Annotated in this window: 17 protein-coding genes; 3 read left to right on the top strand and 14 right to left on the bottom strand. The window is 68.7% G+C overall.

Annotation, left to right across the window (positions count from 1 at the left end; genetic code table 11):
- Nucleotides 1-3: 3 nt before the first annotated feature.
- Nucleotides 4-1,206, bottom strand: a complete 1,203-nt coding sequence (gene alr, locus QM841_RS18155) for an alanine racemase (protein WP_283332995.1) — start codon at nucleotides 1,204-1,206, stop codon at nucleotides 4-6.
- Between the two features lie 17 nt (nucleotides 1,207-1,223).
- Nucleotides 1,224-2,705: an NAD(P)H-hydrate dehydratase gene (locus tag QM841_RS18150; protein WP_283332994.1), complete on the bottom strand. Its 1,482-nt coding sequence runs from the start codon at nucleotides 2,703-2,705 to the stop codon at nucleotides 1,224-1,226.
- Nucleotides 2,706-2,757: 52 nt separating this feature from the next.
- Here QM841_RS18150 and QM841_RS18145 point away from each other — a divergent pair, with 52 nt between their 5' ends.
- A complete protein-coding gene (locus QM841_RS18145) occupies nucleotides 2,758-3,132 on the top strand; it encodes a cupredoxin domain-containing protein (protein ID WP_280782654.1) in 375 nt (124 codons plus the stop codon).
- A 36-nt stretch (nucleotides 3,133-3,168) separates the two neighbouring features.
- Here the strand turns inward: QM841_RS18145 and glmS are convergent, their stop codons facing one another.
- Nucleotides 3,169-5,031 carry a glutamine--fructose-6-phosphate transaminase (isomerizing) gene (gene glmS / locus QM841_RS18140; RefSeq protein ID WP_105412631.1) on the bottom strand — a complete coding sequence of 621 codons (1,863 nt, stop codon included), beginning with the start codon at nucleotides 5,029-5,031 and terminating at the stop codon, nucleotides 3,169-3,171.
- A gap of 97 nt (nucleotides 5,032-5,128) precedes the next feature.
- On the opposite strand from glmS, the gene QM841_RS18135 reads away from it, so the two are divergent.
- Nucleotides 5,129-5,965, top strand: a complete 837-nt coding sequence (locus QM841_RS18135; protein WP_037245016.1) for a dienelactone hydrolase family protein — start codon at nucleotides 5,129-5,131, stop codon at nucleotides 5,963-5,965.
- A 9-nt stretch (nucleotides 5,966-5,974) separates the two neighbouring features.
- Here the strand turns inward: QM841_RS18135 and QM841_RS18130 are convergent, their stop codons facing one another.
- From QM841_RS18130 to ddaH, 8 genes are all read right to left on the bottom strand, one after another.
- Nucleotides 5,975-6,202 carry a hypothetical protein gene (locus QM841_RS18130; protein WP_283332993.1) on the bottom strand — a complete coding sequence of 76 codons (228 nt, stop codon included), beginning with the start codon at nucleotides 6,200-6,202 and terminating at the stop codon, nucleotides 5,975-5,977.
- Complete coding sequence (locus tag QM841_RS18125; RefSeq protein WP_283332992.1) at nucleotides 6,199-8,346, bottom strand: ICP22 family protein; 2,148 nt, start codon at nucleotides 8,344-8,346, stop codon at nucleotides 6,199-6,201. The genes QM841_RS18130 and QM841_RS18125 overlap by 4 nt, the downstream gene beginning before the upstream one ends.
- A complete protein-coding gene (locus QM841_RS18120) occupies nucleotides 8,343-8,651 on the bottom strand; it encodes a hypothetical protein (RefSeq protein ID WP_283332991.1) in 309 nt (102 codons plus the stop codon). Before QM841_RS18120 ends, QM841_RS18125 begins: the two co-directional genes overlap by 4 nt.
- Before the next feature lie 86 nt (nucleotides 8,652-8,737).
- On the bottom strand, nucleotides 8,738-10,075 hold the full coding sequence (gene glmM / locus QM841_RS18115; RefSeq protein WP_280782650.1) for a phosphoglucosamine mutase: 1,338 nt from the start codon (nucleotides 10,073-10,075) through the stop codon (nucleotides 8,738-8,740).
- A gap of 138 nt (nucleotides 10,076-10,213) precedes the next feature.
- On the bottom strand, nucleotides 10,214-10,750 hold the full coding sequence (gene rpsI / locus QM841_RS18110; RefSeq protein ID WP_005239729.1) for a 30S ribosomal protein S9: 537 nt from the start codon (nucleotides 10,748-10,750) through the stop codon (nucleotides 10,214-10,216).
- Nucleotides 10,747-11,190: a 50S ribosomal protein L13 gene (rplM, locus tag QM841_RS18105; RefSeq protein ID WP_005239728.1), complete on the bottom strand. Its 444-nt coding sequence runs from the start codon at nucleotides 11,188-11,190 to the stop codon at nucleotides 10,747-10,749. Before rplM ends, rpsI begins: the two co-directional genes overlap by 4 nt.
- A gap of 168 nt (nucleotides 11,191-11,358) precedes the next feature.
- Nucleotides 11,359-12,585 carry an ornithine--oxo-acid transaminase gene (gene rocD / locus QM841_RS18100; protein WP_283332990.1) on the bottom strand — a complete coding sequence of 409 codons (1,227 nt, stop codon included), beginning with the start codon at nucleotides 12,583-12,585 and terminating at the stop codon, nucleotides 11,359-11,361.
- A 6-nt stretch (nucleotides 12,586-12,591) separates the two neighbouring features.
- A complete protein-coding gene (gene ddaH, locus QM841_RS18095; RefSeq protein ID WP_283332989.1) occupies nucleotides 12,592-13,509 on the bottom strand; it encodes a dimethylargininase in 918 nt (305 codons plus the stop codon).
- 81 nt (nucleotides 13,510-13,590) lie between these two features.
- Between ddaH and QM841_RS18090 the strand changes: the two genes are divergently transcribed.
- Entirely contained in the window at nucleotides 13,591-14,043 is a 453-nt protein-coding gene (locus QM841_RS18090; RefSeq protein ID WP_005239716.1) for an Lrp/AsnC family transcriptional regulator, read from the top strand.
- A 69-nt stretch (nucleotides 14,044-14,112) separates the two neighbouring features.
- On the opposite strand, the gene QM841_RS18085 is transcribed toward QM841_RS18090, so the two are convergent.
- The 3 genes from QM841_RS18085 to QM841_RS18075 all read right to left on the bottom strand — a co-directional run bounded on the left by QM841_RS18085 (nucleotide 14,113) and on the right by QM841_RS18075 (nucleotide 16,230).
- A complete protein-coding gene (locus tag QM841_RS18085) occupies nucleotides 14,113-14,400 on the bottom strand; it encodes a WXG100 family type VII secretion target (RefSeq protein WP_283332988.1) in 288 nt (95 codons plus the stop codon).
- Nucleotides 14,401-14,443: 43 nt separating this feature from the next.
- Complete coding sequence (locus QM841_RS18080; protein ID WP_144286073.1) at nucleotides 14,444-14,761, bottom strand: WXG100 family type VII secretion target; 318 nt, start codon at nucleotides 14,759-14,761, stop codon at nucleotides 14,444-14,446.
- A 131-nt stretch (nucleotides 14,762-14,892) separates the two neighbouring features.
- Nucleotides 14,893-16,230: a type VII secretion-associated protein gene (locus QM841_RS18075; protein WP_283332987.1), complete on the bottom strand. Its 1,338-nt coding sequence runs from the start codon at nucleotides 16,228-16,230 to the stop codon at nucleotides 14,893-14,895.

The following is a 16,230-nucleotide window of genomic DNA, read 5'->3' as shown; positions in this document are numbered from 1 at the left end:
GATCTAGGTGCCCGTCCCGCCGACGTAACTGCGCACCGTCCGGCCGCGTACCCCTGTCACCACCTCGTAGTGAATGGTGTCGAGTTCATCGGCCCACGCTTGCGCGTTGGGCTCGCCGAGGTCTCCGTTGCCGAAGAACACGGCGGTGTCCCCCTCCCGGACTCCGCCGCCGTCCGGTCCGAGATCGACGACCACCTGGTCCATGCAGACGCGTCCGATGCCCGGCCGTCGCTGCGCGCCCAGCTGGACCTCGAAACGGCCGCTGAGCGAGCGCGGCAGCCCGTCGGCGTAGCCGAACGGCAGCAGCGCCACCGTCGTATCCCGTGGGGCCACCCACTGGTGCCCGTAGGACACGCCTTCACCTGCCGCTACCTTCTTCACCAGAGCCACCCTCGATCGCAGTGTCATCGCCGGGCGCAACCCGAACTGACCGAGTTCGGGTACGGGCGACAACCCATATATCGCGATTCCCGGGCGAACCATGTCAAACCGCAGGTCGGGACGGGTCAGGGTGGCCGCGGAATTGGACAGGTGCACCACTTCGGGGACCAGGCCCTGCCGCTTGGCATCCGCGATCGCGCTGACCAGTCGATCGCGCTGGGAATCGATCCAGGCGTGATGCGGCTCGTCGGCGTGGGCGAGATGCGAGAAGATGCCGCGCAGCCGCACCGAGCCCTCGGCCTGTGCGCGCGCCAGATCGACGAGGACCTGCGCCAGCTCGTCGGGTGCCACCCCGTTGCGGTTCAGTCCGGTGTCGACCTTGATCGTGACGATCGCCGTGGTGCCGACGCTCCGGGCGGCAGCGACCACCGCGGCGAGGTGACGGGGCGAGGAGACGCCGAGTTCGACACCGGCCGCGATCGCGGGGGCGAAGTCGGCGTCGACGGTGTGCAGCCAGGCGAGGACGGGGGCGTCGATGCCCGCGCGGCGCAGAGTCAGCGCCTCCGACACCGTCGTCACGCCCAGTTCCGACGCTCCGGCGGCCAGCGCCGCGCGTGCCACGGGTACGGCGCCGTGGTTGTAGCCGTCCGCCTTCACGACGGCCATCATCGCCGCGTCCCGGGCGCTGTCGCGCAGGATGCGGACGTTGTGCGCAATCGCGTCCAGATCGACGACGGCCTCGGCCTGCGGTGCCGGCGCCTCCGAGGGCGCTGCGGGTTCGCGGTGTCCGTGGTCGTCGGCCGGTACTGCTTCAGCAAGCGTCATATGCTCGATCCTGCCATTCACGAGGAGGCCGGCATTTCTTCGGGTGACACCCCCGCACGGAGAACTCTGATCGACTCCCGGAGGTGCGCGAGCAGCGTCCCGGCGGAGATCGGTGCTGTTCCGCGGCCTGCGGAGAGGTCCGCGCCACCGCCTCGGGCAGCCAGGTTCGCGGCCAGCGAGTGCGCTCGCGCACCCACCGCCGCGGCCCGGGCCGGGCCGATACCCGCGGCCATGAGTGAGCCGATGATCCCGGCGAGCACGTCCCCGGCCCCCGCGGTGGCGGACCACGACCCGCCCGCCTCGTTGACGTAGATCCGGCCACCGGGTTCCGCGATCACCGTGGCCCGCCCCTTGAGCAGCAGGTGAACGTTCCAGTCGGCAGCGAGAGCGCGTGCCGACGCCACCCGGTCCGGACCCGGATCCGTCCCCGTCAGCCGGGCGAACTCCCCGGCGTGGGGGGTCAGTAGTGTCGCTGCGGTCCTCGACCGCACCAGGTCCGGGTCCTCGGCGAGCAGGGTCAGACCGTCCGCGTCGACCAGCACGGGCACGTCGGAGTCGAGCACCGTCCGCAGCGTGCGACGGGCGGCGTCGTCGGTGCCCATGCCCGGCCCGACCACCCACGACTGGACGCGTCCCGCCTTGGCGAGATCGGTGGTCGCGATCACCTCCGGCGCGTGCGCGAGCACCTCGTGGGTGCACGGTCCGGCGTAGCGGACGAGCCCCGACGTGGCCGTGACCGCGGCGCCCGTGCACAGCACACCGGCACCCGGGTAACCGTCGCTGCCTGCGACAACCCCCACCACGCCCTGCGAGTACTTGTCGTCGTCCGCCCCCGGCACCGGCCACGCAGCACCGACGTCGGCGGCGTCGAGGGCGGTGATCCCCGGGTCGCCGAGCGACAGTCCGATGTCCACGAGCTCGACCCGGCCGCAGTGCGCCGCACCGAGCGCGTGGACCGGTTTGAGGGCGCCGAATGCGACGGTGACGGCGGCGCGCACGGCGGGGCCGTCGACCGCTCCCGTGTCCGGGTCCACACCGCTCGGCAGGTCGGCCGACACGATCGGAGCCTCGATCCGGTCGACCAGCGCGGCAGCATCGGGCCGCAGCGACCCCCTGCCGGAGATTCCGACGATCCCGTCGATCACCAGATCGGGCATGCCCAGCTCGTCGGACGGGGCGGCCACTCGGCCGCCGGCCGCAGTGAACGCCGCCAGCCCCGCCTCGTGCGCCTTCTCCGGTTTCAGCAGGACCGCGGTGGCCGCAACACCACGCCCCCGCAGCATCGACGCCGCCCACAACGCGTCCCCGCCGTTGTCACCGGACCCCACCAGCACCGTGATCGTTCGACCCGCGACGCCCCCGGTCCGCGCTCGCAGCTCCGCCGCCACCACCGTGGCGAGCCCATGCGCTGCGCGTCGCATCAGCGCGCCGTCGGGAAGAGAAGCCAGCAACGGCGCCTCTGCGGCTCGAACCTCGTCAGCGGTGTAGTAGCCCCGCATGGGAACTCCTCGTCGAGAAGGGTCGGTACCGGGTCAGACTACGCTCGACGTCATGCGTGGACGTGGAAGCTCGTGGATCGCCGGAGTGGCTCTCGCCGCAAGCATTTCGATGGCGGGCGTCGTGTCCGGGTGCGGTTCGCCCGACAGCACGGCGCCCGAGGCGCCGACCGGACCCGTCGTGCAGGTCGCGAACATGGCGTATGCGCCCGCGACACTCACCGTCAAGGCGGGCGACACCGTCACCTGGAATTTCGACGACCGGGGTGTCACCCACGACGTGGTGGGTGTCGGCGCCGCGAAAAGTGTGCTGCGAAGCCGTCTGATGCAGACCGGCACGTTCACGTACACGTTCACCGAACCGGGGACCTACGAATACACGTGTTCGCTGCACCCCGAGATGACGGGCACCGTCGTCGTCACCCCGTAGGGCGCAGCCGGCCCGGCCACGCCCCTACGGTGGTTGTTATTCGACGGTGACGGACTTCGCGAGGTTACGCGGCTTGTCGACGTCGTAGCCGCGCGTCTGCGCGACCTCCGCCGCGAACACCTGCAACGGCACCGTCGACAGCAGCGGCTGCAGGAGCGTCGGCGCCGCCGGGATCTCGATCAGGTGATCGGCGAACGGGCGCACGGCCTCGTCGCCCTCCTCCGCGATCACCACGGTCCGCGCACCGCGGGCCTGGATCTCCCGGATGTTGCTCAGCAGCTTCGAGTGCAGCACCGCGCGCCCCTTCGGCGACGGCATCACGATGATCACCGGCAACCCGTCCTCGATCAACGCGATCGGCCCGTGCTTGAGCTCGCCGGCCGCGAAGCCCTCGGCGTGCATGTACGCCAGCTCCTTGAGCTTGAGCGCACCCTCGAGCGCCACGGGGTAGCCCACGTGGCGGCCCAGGAACAGCACCGTCGACGACGACGCCAGCTCCCGCGCCAGCGCCCGCACCGGCTCGACCGTCTCGAGTACCCGGCTCACCAGGTCGGGCATCGCCTCGAGATCGGCGTACTCGCGTGCGACCTCGTCCGGGTACTTGGTGCCGCGGGCCTGGGCGAGGGCCAGACCGACCAGGTAGTTCGCCGTGACCTGCGCGAGGAACGCCTTGGTCGACGCGACACCGATCTCCGGACCTGCCCGGGTGTAAAGGACGGCGTCCGCCTCTCGCGGAATCTGGGCGCCGTTCGTGTTGCACACCGCCAGCACCCGCGCCTTCTGGTCCTTGGCGTGGCGCACGGCCTCGAGGGTGTCGGCCGTCTCACCGGACTGCGAGATGGCCACGACCAGCGTCGACCGGTCCAGGACCGGGTCGCGGTAGCGGAACTCGCTGGCGAGCTCGACCTCGACGGGCAGCCGAGTCCAGTGCTCGATGGCGTACTTCGCGAGCAGCCCCGAGTGGTAGGCGCTGCCGCAGGCGACGACGAAGACCTTGTCGACGTCGCGCAGTTCCTGATCCGACAGTCGCTGCTCGTCGAGAACGATCTTCCCGTCCTGGAAATGCCCCAGGAGAGTGTCCGCGACCGCGGCCGGCTGCTCCTCGATCTCCTTGAGCATGAAGTAGTCGTGGCCGCCCTTCTCGGCGGCCGCGAGGTCCCAGTCGATGCGGAACGGGCGGCCCTGCGCCTCGGATCCGTCGAAGTTCAGAATCGAGTACCCGTCCGCGGTGATCACCACCACCTGGTCCTGCCCCAGCTCGACCGCATCACGGGTGTGCTCGATGAACGCCGCGACATCGGACCCGAGGAACGTCTCTCCCTCGCCGACACCGATGACGAGGGGCGTCGAGCGACGCGCCGCGACGATGGTGTCCGGGTGGTCCGAATGCGTGAAGACGAGCGTGAATGCGCCCTCGAGCCTGCGCAGCACGCTCAGCGCACTCGCGACGAAGTCACCGGCCGTCTCGCCCGAGGCGTAGGCCCGCGCGACGAGGTGCACCGCGACCTCGGTGTCGGTGTCGCTGGCGAAGTCGACTCCGTCGTGCTCGAGTTCTGCCCGCAGCGGGGCGAAGTTCTCGATGATGCCGTTGTGCACGACGGCAACCGTGTTACCCGCATCACGGTGCGGGTGCGCGTTGCGGTCGGTCGGCCTGCCGTGCGTGGCCCACCGCGTGTGACCGATCCCGGTGCTCCCGGTGAAGTGCTCGGCCCCGACCTCGTCGAGTTCGGCCTCGAGATTCGCGAGACGACCCGCCTTCCGCTCGACCGCCATGCCGCCGTGGCCGTCGAGCACGGCGATACCGGCGGAGTCGTATCCGCGGTATTCCATTCGCCGCAAGGCCTCCACCACAACAGTCAGAGCCTGCCGGTGGCCGACGTATCCCACGATTCCGCACATGGTTCATCAGGGTACTTGGACCGGGCGACGCGGCGAAGTCGGAGTGTGGGCCGCATCGGCTCTCTCGCCGGCCCGCGAATCGGATAACGTTCTCCCCGTGGCGCCGAAACCGAAGACCCTGGCCCGTGAACTGTCCAAGCGAGGACCGCACCGCGTGCTGCGGGGTGACCTCGCACTCGCCGGACAGCCGGGCGTCGTATACACGCCCGAATCAGGCTTCAACCTGCCCGCCGTCGCGTTCGCGCACAGTTGGATGGCAGGTGCCGACCACTACCGGAAGACGCTCGAGCATCTGGCGTCGTGGGGAATCGTCGTGGCCGCTCCCAACAGTGAACGCGGTCCCGTGCCTTCCCACCTGGGCCTCGCCACCGACCTGCGGGCCACCCTCGACATCTGTGTGGGTGTGCGTCTCGGTCCCGGCCAGATCAGCGTGCAGCCCGATCGCGTCGCGTTCGCAGGACACGGGATGGGTGCGGGTGTGGCGGTGCTCGCCGCCGCGCAACGGGACGTATCGGCGGTCGCCGCCTTGTTCCCGGCACCGACCGCGCCGAAGGCCGAGAAGTATGCGTCCAAGATCACAGCGCCGGGGCTCGTCGTCGCCGGTGCCGACATCGACACCATGAACAGCAACGCCAAGGCGCTGGCCGAGGCGTGGGGCGGGGAACACGTCCTGCGCGCCGTCAACGGCGCCAAGGAGTCCGGGCTCACCGAGGGACGCCGCCTCCTGGGTGCACTCGGCATCGGCGGTTCCGAGCGGAAGACCCAGCAGATCACACGCGCGCTGCTCACCGGCTTCCTGCTCTATCACCTCACCGAGGACAAGAAGTACGAGGTGTTCGCGAAGGCGGACGCCGAACTTCCCCACACCACGCTCGTCGATCCGCACGAGGAGCACACCGACGCCGGCTTCGAGGGTGTGCTCCCGCACATCTGAGTTCTCCGGTCACACCAGCCAGCTGCGCGGACGATAGAACTCGTCGTCGTCGTCGAGTGTTTCCGGTGGCGCAGCCGCGGGTGATGCCGCTGCAGGCTCGGTCCGGCTGCGGCCGGACCGGTTCGCCGCGGCTTCCTCGTCTCGGGCTCTGCGCTCGTCGATCCGTTCCCGGAACATTTCGAGGTCGGCCCGCATCTGTGCCCGTTGCGCACGCAACTGTGCGGCTCGGTGGCTCACAGCGGCCCGGCCTCGGCCAACTCGGCGCCGCTGTCGAATCCGCCCACGGGACCTGTCGCCAGTTCGGGCGCGGATCGCGGTTCGCCCAGTGGCGGGGCCTCGGCGGGCGTCTCGGGAGCCGGCTGCTGCTGCACTGACACCACCTGTGGTTGCGGGTCGGCTGCGGCGTCTCCGGCCGGCGCAAGGGCCGGTGTGTTCTCGTTGTCCGGCACGGCGTCCACGGCCGGTCGGCCGGGCGCCGGATGTTCTTCGGATGTCGCATCCGGGGCGGCCTCGGCATCATCGCTGACCTGTGATTCCGGGGTCGGCGAGGCGGGTGCGCAGTCGGCATCTGCAGAGTCTCCTTCGCCCGCACCGGTTTCCGCTGTGATCTGCGGCAGACCATTCGGGCCGATCTCGACTCCGAACCTGGCCGTCCCGCCCTGTCCGTCGGTCAGCTCGAGATGAATTCCCTGACCGTCCGCATCGACGGCGAGGGTCCACGACTGTCCGTCGAGGTTCAGTTCGAGGCTCTTGTCGTGTGGGACGCCGTCGGCCGGCTCGCCGCCGTCCTCCCGCGGATCGGCGTGTCCGTCGCCGAGGTCCTCGGTGTTCCGTTCTTCGTCGTCCCTGTGGGTGAGGGCCGAGACGGTGTCCTCGATCAACGGGCGAAGGATCGAACCGAGATCCGCCAGACCTCCCGCGAGACCTTGACGTACCAGATCACCCGGACCGGGAATGCTCCCGAGGCCCGGGGCGGTAGTCATCGGAGGCACGGCGGCCATCGGCGGCGCAGCGGTCATCGGAGGCGCCGCAGCCATCGGCGGTGGCGCGGTTGTCAGTGGCGCAGCGGCCATCGGTGGTGCGGTTGGCGGTGGTGCGGTTGGCGGTGGTGCGGCGGCCGTCGGAATGGTTGCCGCGTCTCCACCACCGGATCGAGGCGGGACATACGCCGGTCCGTTCGTCGCGGGTGAGGTGGCGGGCGCCGTCGGCGCAGCGGGTGCGGGAGCGGGCGCAGCGGCGGGGACGGTGTCGGCGTCGTGCACCTCGGGCGCCCTCGGCGCGGGTGCCGGATCGGGAGTGTCCTCGGGACGAAAACCGGGCTGCACCTCGATCGACCGCGCCTCGGCGACGACGGCGTCATAGGCGGCGTGCACCGCTTCGGCGCAGTCCACACACGCGGCTGTGAACTCCTGCTGCTTCTCCTCGTACACGTGCCGGAAGTTCGCGTCGAGCCAGTCCTTGGTGATTCCGGCGGCCCGCCGCACCACGTCGTCCCGGTCGAGTCGGCGGAGCGCACCGCCGCCCCCGTCCTTGTACAGGCCGTTGACGTGCCGGTAGTCGTCGTCGGCGAGTTCGGGGAACCAGTACGACGCATCTTCCATGCAGTCCTTCGCGGCGGAGTTGTCGCCGTCCTTGCCCTCGGCGTAGATCCGCGCGAGAACGTCGATCTGGGCCGCGCTGTACCCGCCCACTGTCGGCTGATGCAGAGACACCACCTTGTACGCCTTGTTCGTCACCGCGGCGCTCAGCGTGAGGTTCGCCTCGAACAGCACCTCGGCGAGATCGTGGAGCCGACCGATGGTGGCGTCCGCCTGGACGTTCTGTCGGTCGGCGGCGTCGATCGCTGCCGCGGCGGCGACTCCGCTCCACCCGGTTCGCACTGCGGCGACGCATCTCTCGTTCTCGTCGAGTTCGGTGCGGGCCGTGTCGAGGCTGCGCCCGAGGGTGCCGACGTCGTGAGCGAGTGTGTGCAGGCGCATCCCCCGTTCCGCGTCGAACCTCGCGTAGTAGTCGGCGAGTTCGCGGGATTCGTACCCCAGTCGTGTCGCGGCGGGGAGGAACAACTCGAAGAATTCGAGACCCCGCGCGCCGAGATCGAGCATGTCGTCGGGAACGTTGAGGGCATTCGGGCGAAGGTGCTCCCCCAGCGCGATCCGGGATGCGTTCGCGGCCTGGCAGTCGCTGCCCTGCTCCAGCAATGCGGCGTACCGCTGATCGGCGGACGGAGTCCGGTCACGCTTGTCGAGCCCGTACTCGTCGAAGTACGGCTGCCAGGATGACTTGTCCTCCTCGCGGGAGGCCGCCCAGGACTGGAGGAGTTGCTCCTTGTATTCGCGGCTCAGGTTCGGGTCGTCGATCAGCGCTCTCGGATCCGCGGTCACCACTGCACCCCGTTCACGTCGGCGGTGACGTTCGCGTCCGTTCCCGAGTAGCGCGCCGCAGCGGCCTGGAACGCGTGCCCGAACGATTCCACGTCCGCGCCCAACTGCCCGAGCGCGACCCTGACGACGCCGAGGGCGTCACGCACCGCGTCACCCTTCGCGGCGTAGTCGCGGCCCGCGTGTATTCCACTGAATTCCAGCCGGGCGGTCTCGGCGGCCTGCTGTCTCAGGACCTCCGCCGACCGCAGCAGTCTCGTACCCGCGTCCGTCACCACCGCGACGTCCACCTTGAGCCCATCGCTCATTGCCCCACCCTCTCTTCGCGACCTACTGCATTAGACGCGACAGCGCACCGATCGGTTCCCCCGGCCGATCGGTGCGTTGTGTCCGCTCACACGGAGGCGACGGTGCCCGCCAGTTCGTCGGCGAGTTTCCGGGCTACTTCGATGTCCGACGCCTCGACCATCACGCGGACGAGTTGTTCGGTTCCCGACGGCCGCAGCAGCACCCGGCCGTTGTCGCCCAGGCTGCGCTCGGCGGCCACGACCGCGTCCAGCACGACCGGGGACGCGGCGACGGCGCGCTTGTCGGCGACCCTCACGTTGACCAGAACCTGCGGGAGCGTCGTCATCGCCGACGCCAGATCTGCGATCGCTTGTCCGGTCTCCGCCATCCGGCCCATCAGCCGCAGTCCTGTCAGCACTCCGTCGCCGGTGGTGCCGAAGGCGGGGAACACGACGTGTCCGGACTGTTCGCCGCCCAGGCTGAAGCCACCGGACCGGAGTCCTTCGAGGACGTAGCGATCACCGACGGCAGTGGTGACCAGTGTGATCCCGGCCTCACGCATCGCGATGTGCAAACCGAGATTGCTCATGACCGTCGCGACGAGGGTGTTGCCCACCAGTTCACCCGCGTCGCGCATGCCGAGGGCGAGCACGGTCATGATGGCGTCGCCGTCGATGAGGGAACCGGCGGCATCGACGGCGAGGCACCGATCCGCATCCCCGTCGTGCGCCAGCCCCAGATCGGCGCTGTGCTCGACGACCGCCTTCTGCAGGCTTTCGAGGTGCGTCGACCCGCAGTTCTCGTTGATGTTGAGTCCGTCGGGTTCGGCGTTGATCGCGACGACGGTGGCGCCTGCGGCCCGGTAGGCGGCGGGAGCGACGCCCGATGCCGCGCCGTGCGCACAGTCCACCACCACGGTCAGCCCGTCGAGGCTGTTCGGGAGTGCGGTGGCCAGGTGCTGCAGATACCGTTCCGCGGCGTCCGGCACCGTGCGAACACGTCCGATCCCCGCACCGGTCGGCGCCCGCCGTGTCGTGGTTCCGGCGGCGACGGACTCGATCCGGTCTTCCACCTCGTCGTCGAGTTTGTGTCCGCCGGCCGCGAAGATCTTGATGCCGTTGTCGGGCATGGGATTGTGCGAGGCGGAGATCATGACACCGAGAGCTGCGTCCAGCTCCGCGGTCAGGTAGGCCACCGCGGGTGTCGGCAGCACCCCGACGTTCAGAACGTCGACACCCGCCGACGTCAGGCCCGCGACGACCGCCGCCTCGAGCATTTCACCGCTGGCTCTCGGGTCACGGCCGACCACAGCCGTCTTGCGTCCCCCCGACCCCGGCGACGCCAGCACCGTCGCGGCGGCGGAGGCCACCTGCAACGCCAACTCGGCGGTCAGCTCGGTATTCGCGAGACCACGAACCCCATCCGTCCCGAACAATCGACCCATAGACCAGACCCCTCGCAATTAGGAAAACCCACTACATCTCGGATAAAGCACGAGAGCAGGCGTCCGGTAACGATGGACGCCTGCTCTCGGGAAGAACAGGTGCCGAAGCCGACCCCGCAGGGCGGCTTCGGCGACACATCAGCGCTTCGAGTACTGAGATGCCTTGCGGGCCTTCTTCAGGCCGTACTTCTTGCGCTCGACGGCGCGGGCGTCACGCGTGAGGAAGCCGGCGCTCTTGAGAGCCGGACGGTCCTCGGGGGTGACCTCGATGAGCGCGCGGGCGATGGCGAGACGCAGTGCGCCGGCCTGACCGGACGGTCCGCCACCGTGCAGCAGCGCCACGATGTCGAAGGACTCGGCACGCTCGACCGTGACCAGCGGAGCCTTGATCAGCTGCTGGTGCACCTTGTTCGGGAAGTAGTCCTCGATGGTGCGGCCGTTGAGCTTGAAGTCGCCCGAACCGGGGGTCAGACGGACGCGGACAACCGCTTCCTTACGACGACCGACGGTCTGGATGGGGCGATCGATCACGATCGGGGCCTGCGGCGCAGCAGCGGCCTCGATGTCCTCGGCGACCTCGGGCTCCTCGACGGACACGTACTCGTCCGCCGCGACCTCGACAGCCTCGGTGATCTCTTCGGGGTTGGACACGTTCTGCTCCTCCGGCGCCGTCACTGGGCCACCTGCTTGATCTCGAATGGCACCGGCTGCTGCGCGGCGTGGGGGTGGTTCGGGCCCGCGTAGACCTTCAGCTTGCTGCTGATGGCGCGACCCAGCTTGTTCTTGGGAAGCATGCCGACGATGGCCTTCTCCACGAGGCGGTCGGGGTTCTTGTCGAGAACCTCACCGACGGAGCGGGACTTCAGACCACCGGGGTGTCCGGAGTGGTGGTAGAGGAACTTGCCCTCACGCTTGTTGCCGCTGATGGCAACCTTCTCGGCGTTGATGATGACGACGAAGTCGCCGCCGTCAACGTGCGGTGCAAAGGTGGGCTTGTGCTTGCCGCGCAGCAAGTTGGCTGCCTGGACGGCAAGGCGGCCGAGCACCACGTCAGTGGCGTCGATGACGTGCCACGTGCGGGTCACATCTCCGGCCTTCGGGGTGTACGTAGACACAGAACTTCCTCGTCTTGTTCAATCCGCTGCTGGCCATTGCGTATCGTCGAGCGATTCCCGGCGGCCAGTTGAGACCCGAGAACCGCCAGCCACTGCGACACGAGGACACAGCGGCGCACGGCACGCCAACGGAGAACAATACCGGTCGGTGAGGCCCAGGGTCAAAACTCACTCGGCGAGCGCATCGGCGAGCTGTTCGACCGCCCACGTCAGCTCGTCCCGTTCGATCACCAGCGGCGGGGCGATGCGGATCGTTCCCTCGTGCGCGTCCTTCGCGAGGACCCTGCGTGCCAGAAGTCTTTCACAGATCGTTCGAGCGGACGGCATACCGTCGGCCAGCTGCACACCGGCCCACAGTCCGCGCCCACGCACCTCCGAGACGTGGTCGGGGGGCAGTTGCGACAGCATGCTGTGCAGGTAGGCGCCCAGGTCACGGCTTCGCTGCTGATACTCGCCGGTCTCGAGCAGGTCCACGACGGCGCTCCCGACCGCGCAGGCGAGGGGGTTGCCCCCGAACGTGCTTCCATGTTGTCCGGGGCCGATCACCGCCATCACCGGCCAGTCGGCGACGACGGCGGAAACCGGCATCAGACCACCCCCGAGTGCCTTGCCCAGGACGTACACGTCGGGGGTCACGTTCTCGTGGTCGCACGCAAACGTGTCGCCGGTCCGCCCGAGCCCGCTTTGGATCTCGTCGGCGATCATCAGGATCCCGCGACGAGTGCAGATGTCCCGGACCGCCGCGAGGTAGCCGGGCGGTGGCACCAGCACCCCGGCCTCCCCCTGGATCGGTTCGAGGAGCACCGCCACGGTGTTCTCGGTGATCGCGGCCTCGAGCGCGTTCGCGTTCCCGTATTCGACGGACGCGAAGCCCGCCGGGAACGGACCGAATCCGGTGTACGCGTCCGGATCGGACGAGAACCCGACGATCGAGATGGTGCGACCGTGGAAGTTCCCGGCGCACGTGATCACCTCGGCACGCCCCGGTGGCACTCCCTTGACGTCGTAGCCCCATTTGCGGGCCAGTTTCAGCGCGGTCTCCACGGCTTCGGCGCCCGTGTTCATCGGCAGTACGGCGTCCTTCCGGCACAGCCGGCTCAGGTCCTCGCAGAAGGACGCGAACCGATCGTGCTGGAAGGCGCGGCTGGTCAGGGTGAGCCGGCCGAGTTGTTCGCGTGCCACCCGGACGAGAGTGGGGTGTGCGTGGCCGAAATTGAGCGCCGAGTATCCGGCGAGGACGTCCAGGTAGTCGACGCCGTCGATTCCCTTCACCCACGAGCCCGCGCCCGACTCGATCACGACCGGCAGCGGCGAGTAGTTGTGTGCGCTGTGCTCGTCGGCCCTGCTCAGCTGCTCACGCGTGGCATCCGACACGGAAACGACACCGTCCGACATTGCTGGTCACCCCTGATCTTCCACGACCCGGAGCCCACGGAAGCCGCGGAGCTCCAAAGTGCTGCACTTGATTCCGCCACCGGATTTGAGGAACTCCGAATAGTCGACCGGCACGGGCTCGTACCCGCGGGCGGACAACTGGCCGGCAAGGTGCGAAGCCTGGACGGGTAGCACCACATTGGCACCGTCGCTGACCAGGTTCAGTCCGAGCCAGTCGGTGTCCGTCTCGGCCGCGATCACCGCGTCGGGATACATCTGCTCGAGCAGAGCGCGACTGTCCGGCGAGAACGCCGCGGGCAGGTAGGCGATGGTCGAGTCGTCGAGCACACCCAGCGCGGTGTTGAGGTGGTAGTAGCGGGGATTCACCAGGTTCAACGTGATCACCGTGCGGCCGAGGTGCGCCGCGGCCTCGGCGTGCGACCGCGGGTCGGAGCGGAACCCGGTTCCGGCGAGGATCACGTCGCCGACGACGAGGAAGTCGCCCTCCCCCTCGTTGACGTACCGCGGCAGAGTGGGCCTGATCAGCCCGTTGTCCGAGAACCACCGAAACACGTGCTCAGCCTCGGCCCGCCGCTCGGCGGACCGGTAGCGGGCGCCGAGCGCCACCCCGTCGACGACGAGTCCGCTGTCGGTGACGAACACCATGTCCGGAAGTCCCTCGACAGGGTCGATCGTGAGGACCTCGTGCCCGAGTCGCCGGTAGGTGTCCGCGAGCGCCGACCACTGCGACATCGCACGATCCCGGTCCACGGGTTCCTCGGGACGCATCCAGTCGTTGATGGCATAGACGACGTCGAAATACGTGGGCGGGCACATCAGGTAGCTCCGCGAGTGAGCATGCCGCGGGACGCGGGCGGCGGCGCCCGGCACCTCCGCCGTCTCCTCGTAGGGGTTCTCGGACTCGATACCAGCAGTGGGCGCCATCTCCACTCCCCCTCGATCGGTGTCGGTGAAATCAGTATCCACCCACCAAAAGGGCTGATCAATGCGCTAGCGTTCCATCGTATGGATGATTCGTTGCGTCTGGACGGGCTCGATCGGCGGATCGTTGCGCGGCTCGAACGCAACGCACGGTCCAGCTTCGCCACCATCGGCGCCGAGGTCGGGCTCTCCGCACCCGCCGTGAAGCGTCGGGTCGATCGACTGGTCGAGTCCGGAGTGATCACCGGCTTCCATGCGGCGCTCGATCCGCGTGCTCTCGGCCACGGCGTCGAGGTCTTCGTCGAGTTGTATTGCAGCGGTCGCACCTCGGCTGTCGAGATCGCACGGATCGTGTCCCGTCACACCGAGGTTCAGGAGGCCTACACCGTCACCGGCGATGCCAACGCCCTCCTCCGCGTCCGCACCACCGACACGGCACACCTCGAACGCACGTTGGAGAATCTGCGGTCGGAGCCGGCCGTCCTTCAGACCAAGAGCAGCGTCGTCCTCAGCCGGCTGATACCACCTGCCGACTGACCGACTGCCGGAGACCACAGTGCCCCAGCAATCGTGGATTGCTGGGGCACGCGACGTGTCACGCGAAGATCAGAGCCACGCCGTGGCGTTCCGGTCTTCTGCAGTCTGCATGTCGACGGCGCCGTCCTGGACGACCTTCGAGATCGTCTGCAGAACCTGGAGCAGATCCTCGTGGGCGTTGTCCCACTTCGCCTGCACAGCTTGGTAGTTCTCCCGCGCACCGCTCTCCCACTGCGCCACGAGCCCGTTGACGTAGCCCCGGAGCTCGTCGTGCGTCTCGCGCAGCTTCGCTTCGTTCGACTTGATGTCGCTCGCCAGCGCCTGCAACTCGGCAAATCCGTACTTCAATGAAGACATTCGGTGCTCCCCTCGAGCGTGGTAATTGTTCTCGGCGCCGGCGTCAGATGTCGAGCGATCCCGAAGCTCCGGCCGCATGGATCGCATCCTGGTTGGCCTGCTCGGCGGCGTCGTATCCCTTGCCGTTCTCGCGGATCTTCACCGCAATCTCGTCCAGCGAGTCCTGCATACGGCGCGCAGCATCTCCGTACCGAGCCATCAGCTCCATGAACGCCGCCTGAGCCCCACCCTGCCAGGCCGAAGACGACTCCTCGCAGCGGCCCTTGAGACTGTTGATCGTGCCCTGCAGCTGGCTGTTCACCGTCTGCACGTGATTGGCCGCGACCTCCATCTGGCCGACATCGGTAACAACTCCCGCCATTGTGACTCCTTCTGTTCTCGGTGCGGCGGCCCCCTCTGGACTGCCCGCATTCACCCCTACACAAGATTGGACGCATCAGCCGCCCAATCGGTTCCACCGCGGTGGAAGATTCTTCGGCGAAAGAGACGGGGTCACCGAACGATCACCAGCGACCGCACGACCTCTTCGCACACGCTCTCGATCGACTCCCACTCCTCCGCCAGGAACTGACAGCCGACGCTCACCTGGAGGTCACGCTCGACGAGAACGTGCCAACGCACCACGGAACTCTCGTCGGGAAACTCGCTGTACGCGATGCCGGGTCGACCGCCGAACACGACGTCGCGCTCGAGTTCTCCGAACAGCTCGGGACGGCCGCGCTGCGCAATCTTCGCCGCGAGCGTCGCCGCAACCTCGTCGTATCCGGCTCCCTCTCGAACCGCGTTCTGCGTGATGATGATTCGCCGGTCGGCGCCGCCTGCAGGCATCAGCTCCACCCGGGCGCCGGAAGACGACGACGCGGTGGGAGTGCGCTCCTTCCATCCGCTCGGCAGTGTCACGCGAAACCCGCCCACCTCCAGTACTGCCGCAGTGGCGGTAGTGGTGGTGGTCGGGGCGGACGCGCGACTGCGCGTCGTGGTCTGAGCCGCCGGTGTCGCACTCGCGTCGAGCGCGCGGACGGATTCGGTGCCGGTGTCGGGCTCGCGAAGAGTGAAGACGAGAACAGCTCCGACGACGACGGCCAGCACCGCGGCCACTGCGAAGAACGTCGGCCGCGTGCTCCGTCGGTCACCGCGCTCCGATCCCTGCAGCGCCGGTTCGAGCCAGTTCGCCTGCGGCACAGTCATCGCCGCCGGCTCGTCTGCAGCCTCGACCACGCTGGACGCGAGTGCGCGCGCGATCTCTTCACCGGTGACGATCCGGACGTCGGCATTCGGGGACGCGTGGGCGACCACGGCGTCACGCATCGATGTGCGCTCCTGCGACTCTCCGACGCCCGTCAGGAGTATTCCGTCGACCGGCCGATCACCGCGGGCTCGCGCACCGAGTTCCACGATCGCTGTCGCCCACTCGTCGATCCCCTCGTCGGCGCAGAGCGCCGGGTCGTGCTCGCATTCGACGACCCGGTATCCGCCGACCTCGCCGACCACGTAACTGGCCGTTGCCCCCACGGTCCGGCCTTCGAGCACCATCCATCGGCCACCTGACACCGCAGCACCCTCGGCCGCCGCCACGGCAACGGGAACCAGCACCGTGTCGGCGGCAACGCGCGACCCCGCGGCGGACAGCACGTTCCGCCTCGCGGAACCCCACTCCGTCGGGTGTGAAAGTACGGCCGTCGCGATCGGCACAACTTCCCCCGCACTATCGATCGCAGACCGGAACACCCCTGCCAGGGCGTCGGATACCGCGAGAACTCCGCCGTCGACGTCGACGTACTCGTCGTCGACGAACCAGAGCGGCGTCATCTCGTGAGCTGCCGTCGTCAC

This window comes from Rhodococcus sp. IEGM 1307, assembly GCF_030056915.1.
In the GTDB taxonomy this organism is placed as follows: domain Bacteria; phylum Actinomycetota; class Actinomycetes; order Mycobacteriales; family Mycobacteriaceae; genus Rhodococcus_F; species Rhodococcus_F opacus_D.
The sequence above is the reverse complement of the archived record's forward strand: the minus strand, read 5'-3'. Positions and strand labels throughout refer to the sequence as shown.

Bases quoted from the DNA above. Each gene is read 5' to 3' on its own strand.
- glmM (WP_280782650.1), bottom strand. From the start codon at position 10,075: ATGGGTCGATTGTTCGGGACGGATGGGGTTCGTGGTCTCGCGAATACC.
- QM841_RS18150 (WP_283332994.1), bottom strand. From the start codon at position 2,705: ATGCGGGGCTACTACACCGCTGACGAGGTTCGAGCCGCAGAGGCGCCG.
- QM841_RS18145 (WP_280782654.1), top strand. From the start codon at position 2,758: ATGCGTGGACGTGGAAGCTCGTGGATCGCCGGAGTGGCTCTCGCCGCA.
- rocD (WP_283332990.1), bottom strand. From the start codon at position 12,585: ATGTCGGACGGTGTCGTTTCCGTGTCGGATGCCACGCGTGAGCAGCTG.
- QM841_RS18090 (WP_005239716.1), top strand. From the start codon at position 13,591: ATGGATGATTCGTTGCGTCTGGACGGGCTCGATCGGCGGATCGTTGCG.
- QM841_RS18120 (WP_283332991.1), bottom strand. From the start codon at position 8,651: ATGAGCGATGGGCTCAAGGTGGACGTCGCGGTGGTGACGGACGCGGGT.
- alr (WP_283332995.1), bottom strand. From the start codon at position 1,206: ATGACGCTTGCTGAAGCAGTACCGGCCGACGACCACGGACACCGCGAA.
- glmS (WP_105412631.1), bottom strand. From the start codon at position 5,031: ATGTGCGGAATCGTGGGATACGTCGGCCACCGGCAGGCTCTGACTGTT.
- ddaH (WP_283332989.1), bottom strand. From the start codon at position 13,509: ATGGCGCCCACTGCTGGTATCGAGTCCGAGAACCCCTACGAGGAGACG.
- QM841_RS18085 (WP_283332988.1), bottom strand. From the start codon at position 14,400: ATGTCTTCATTGAAGTACGGATTTGCCGAGTTGCAGGCGCTGGCGAGC.
- QM841_RS18080 (WP_144286073.1), bottom strand. From the start codon at position 14,761: ATGGCGGGAGTTGTTACCGATGTCGGCCAGATGGAGGTCGCGGCCAAT.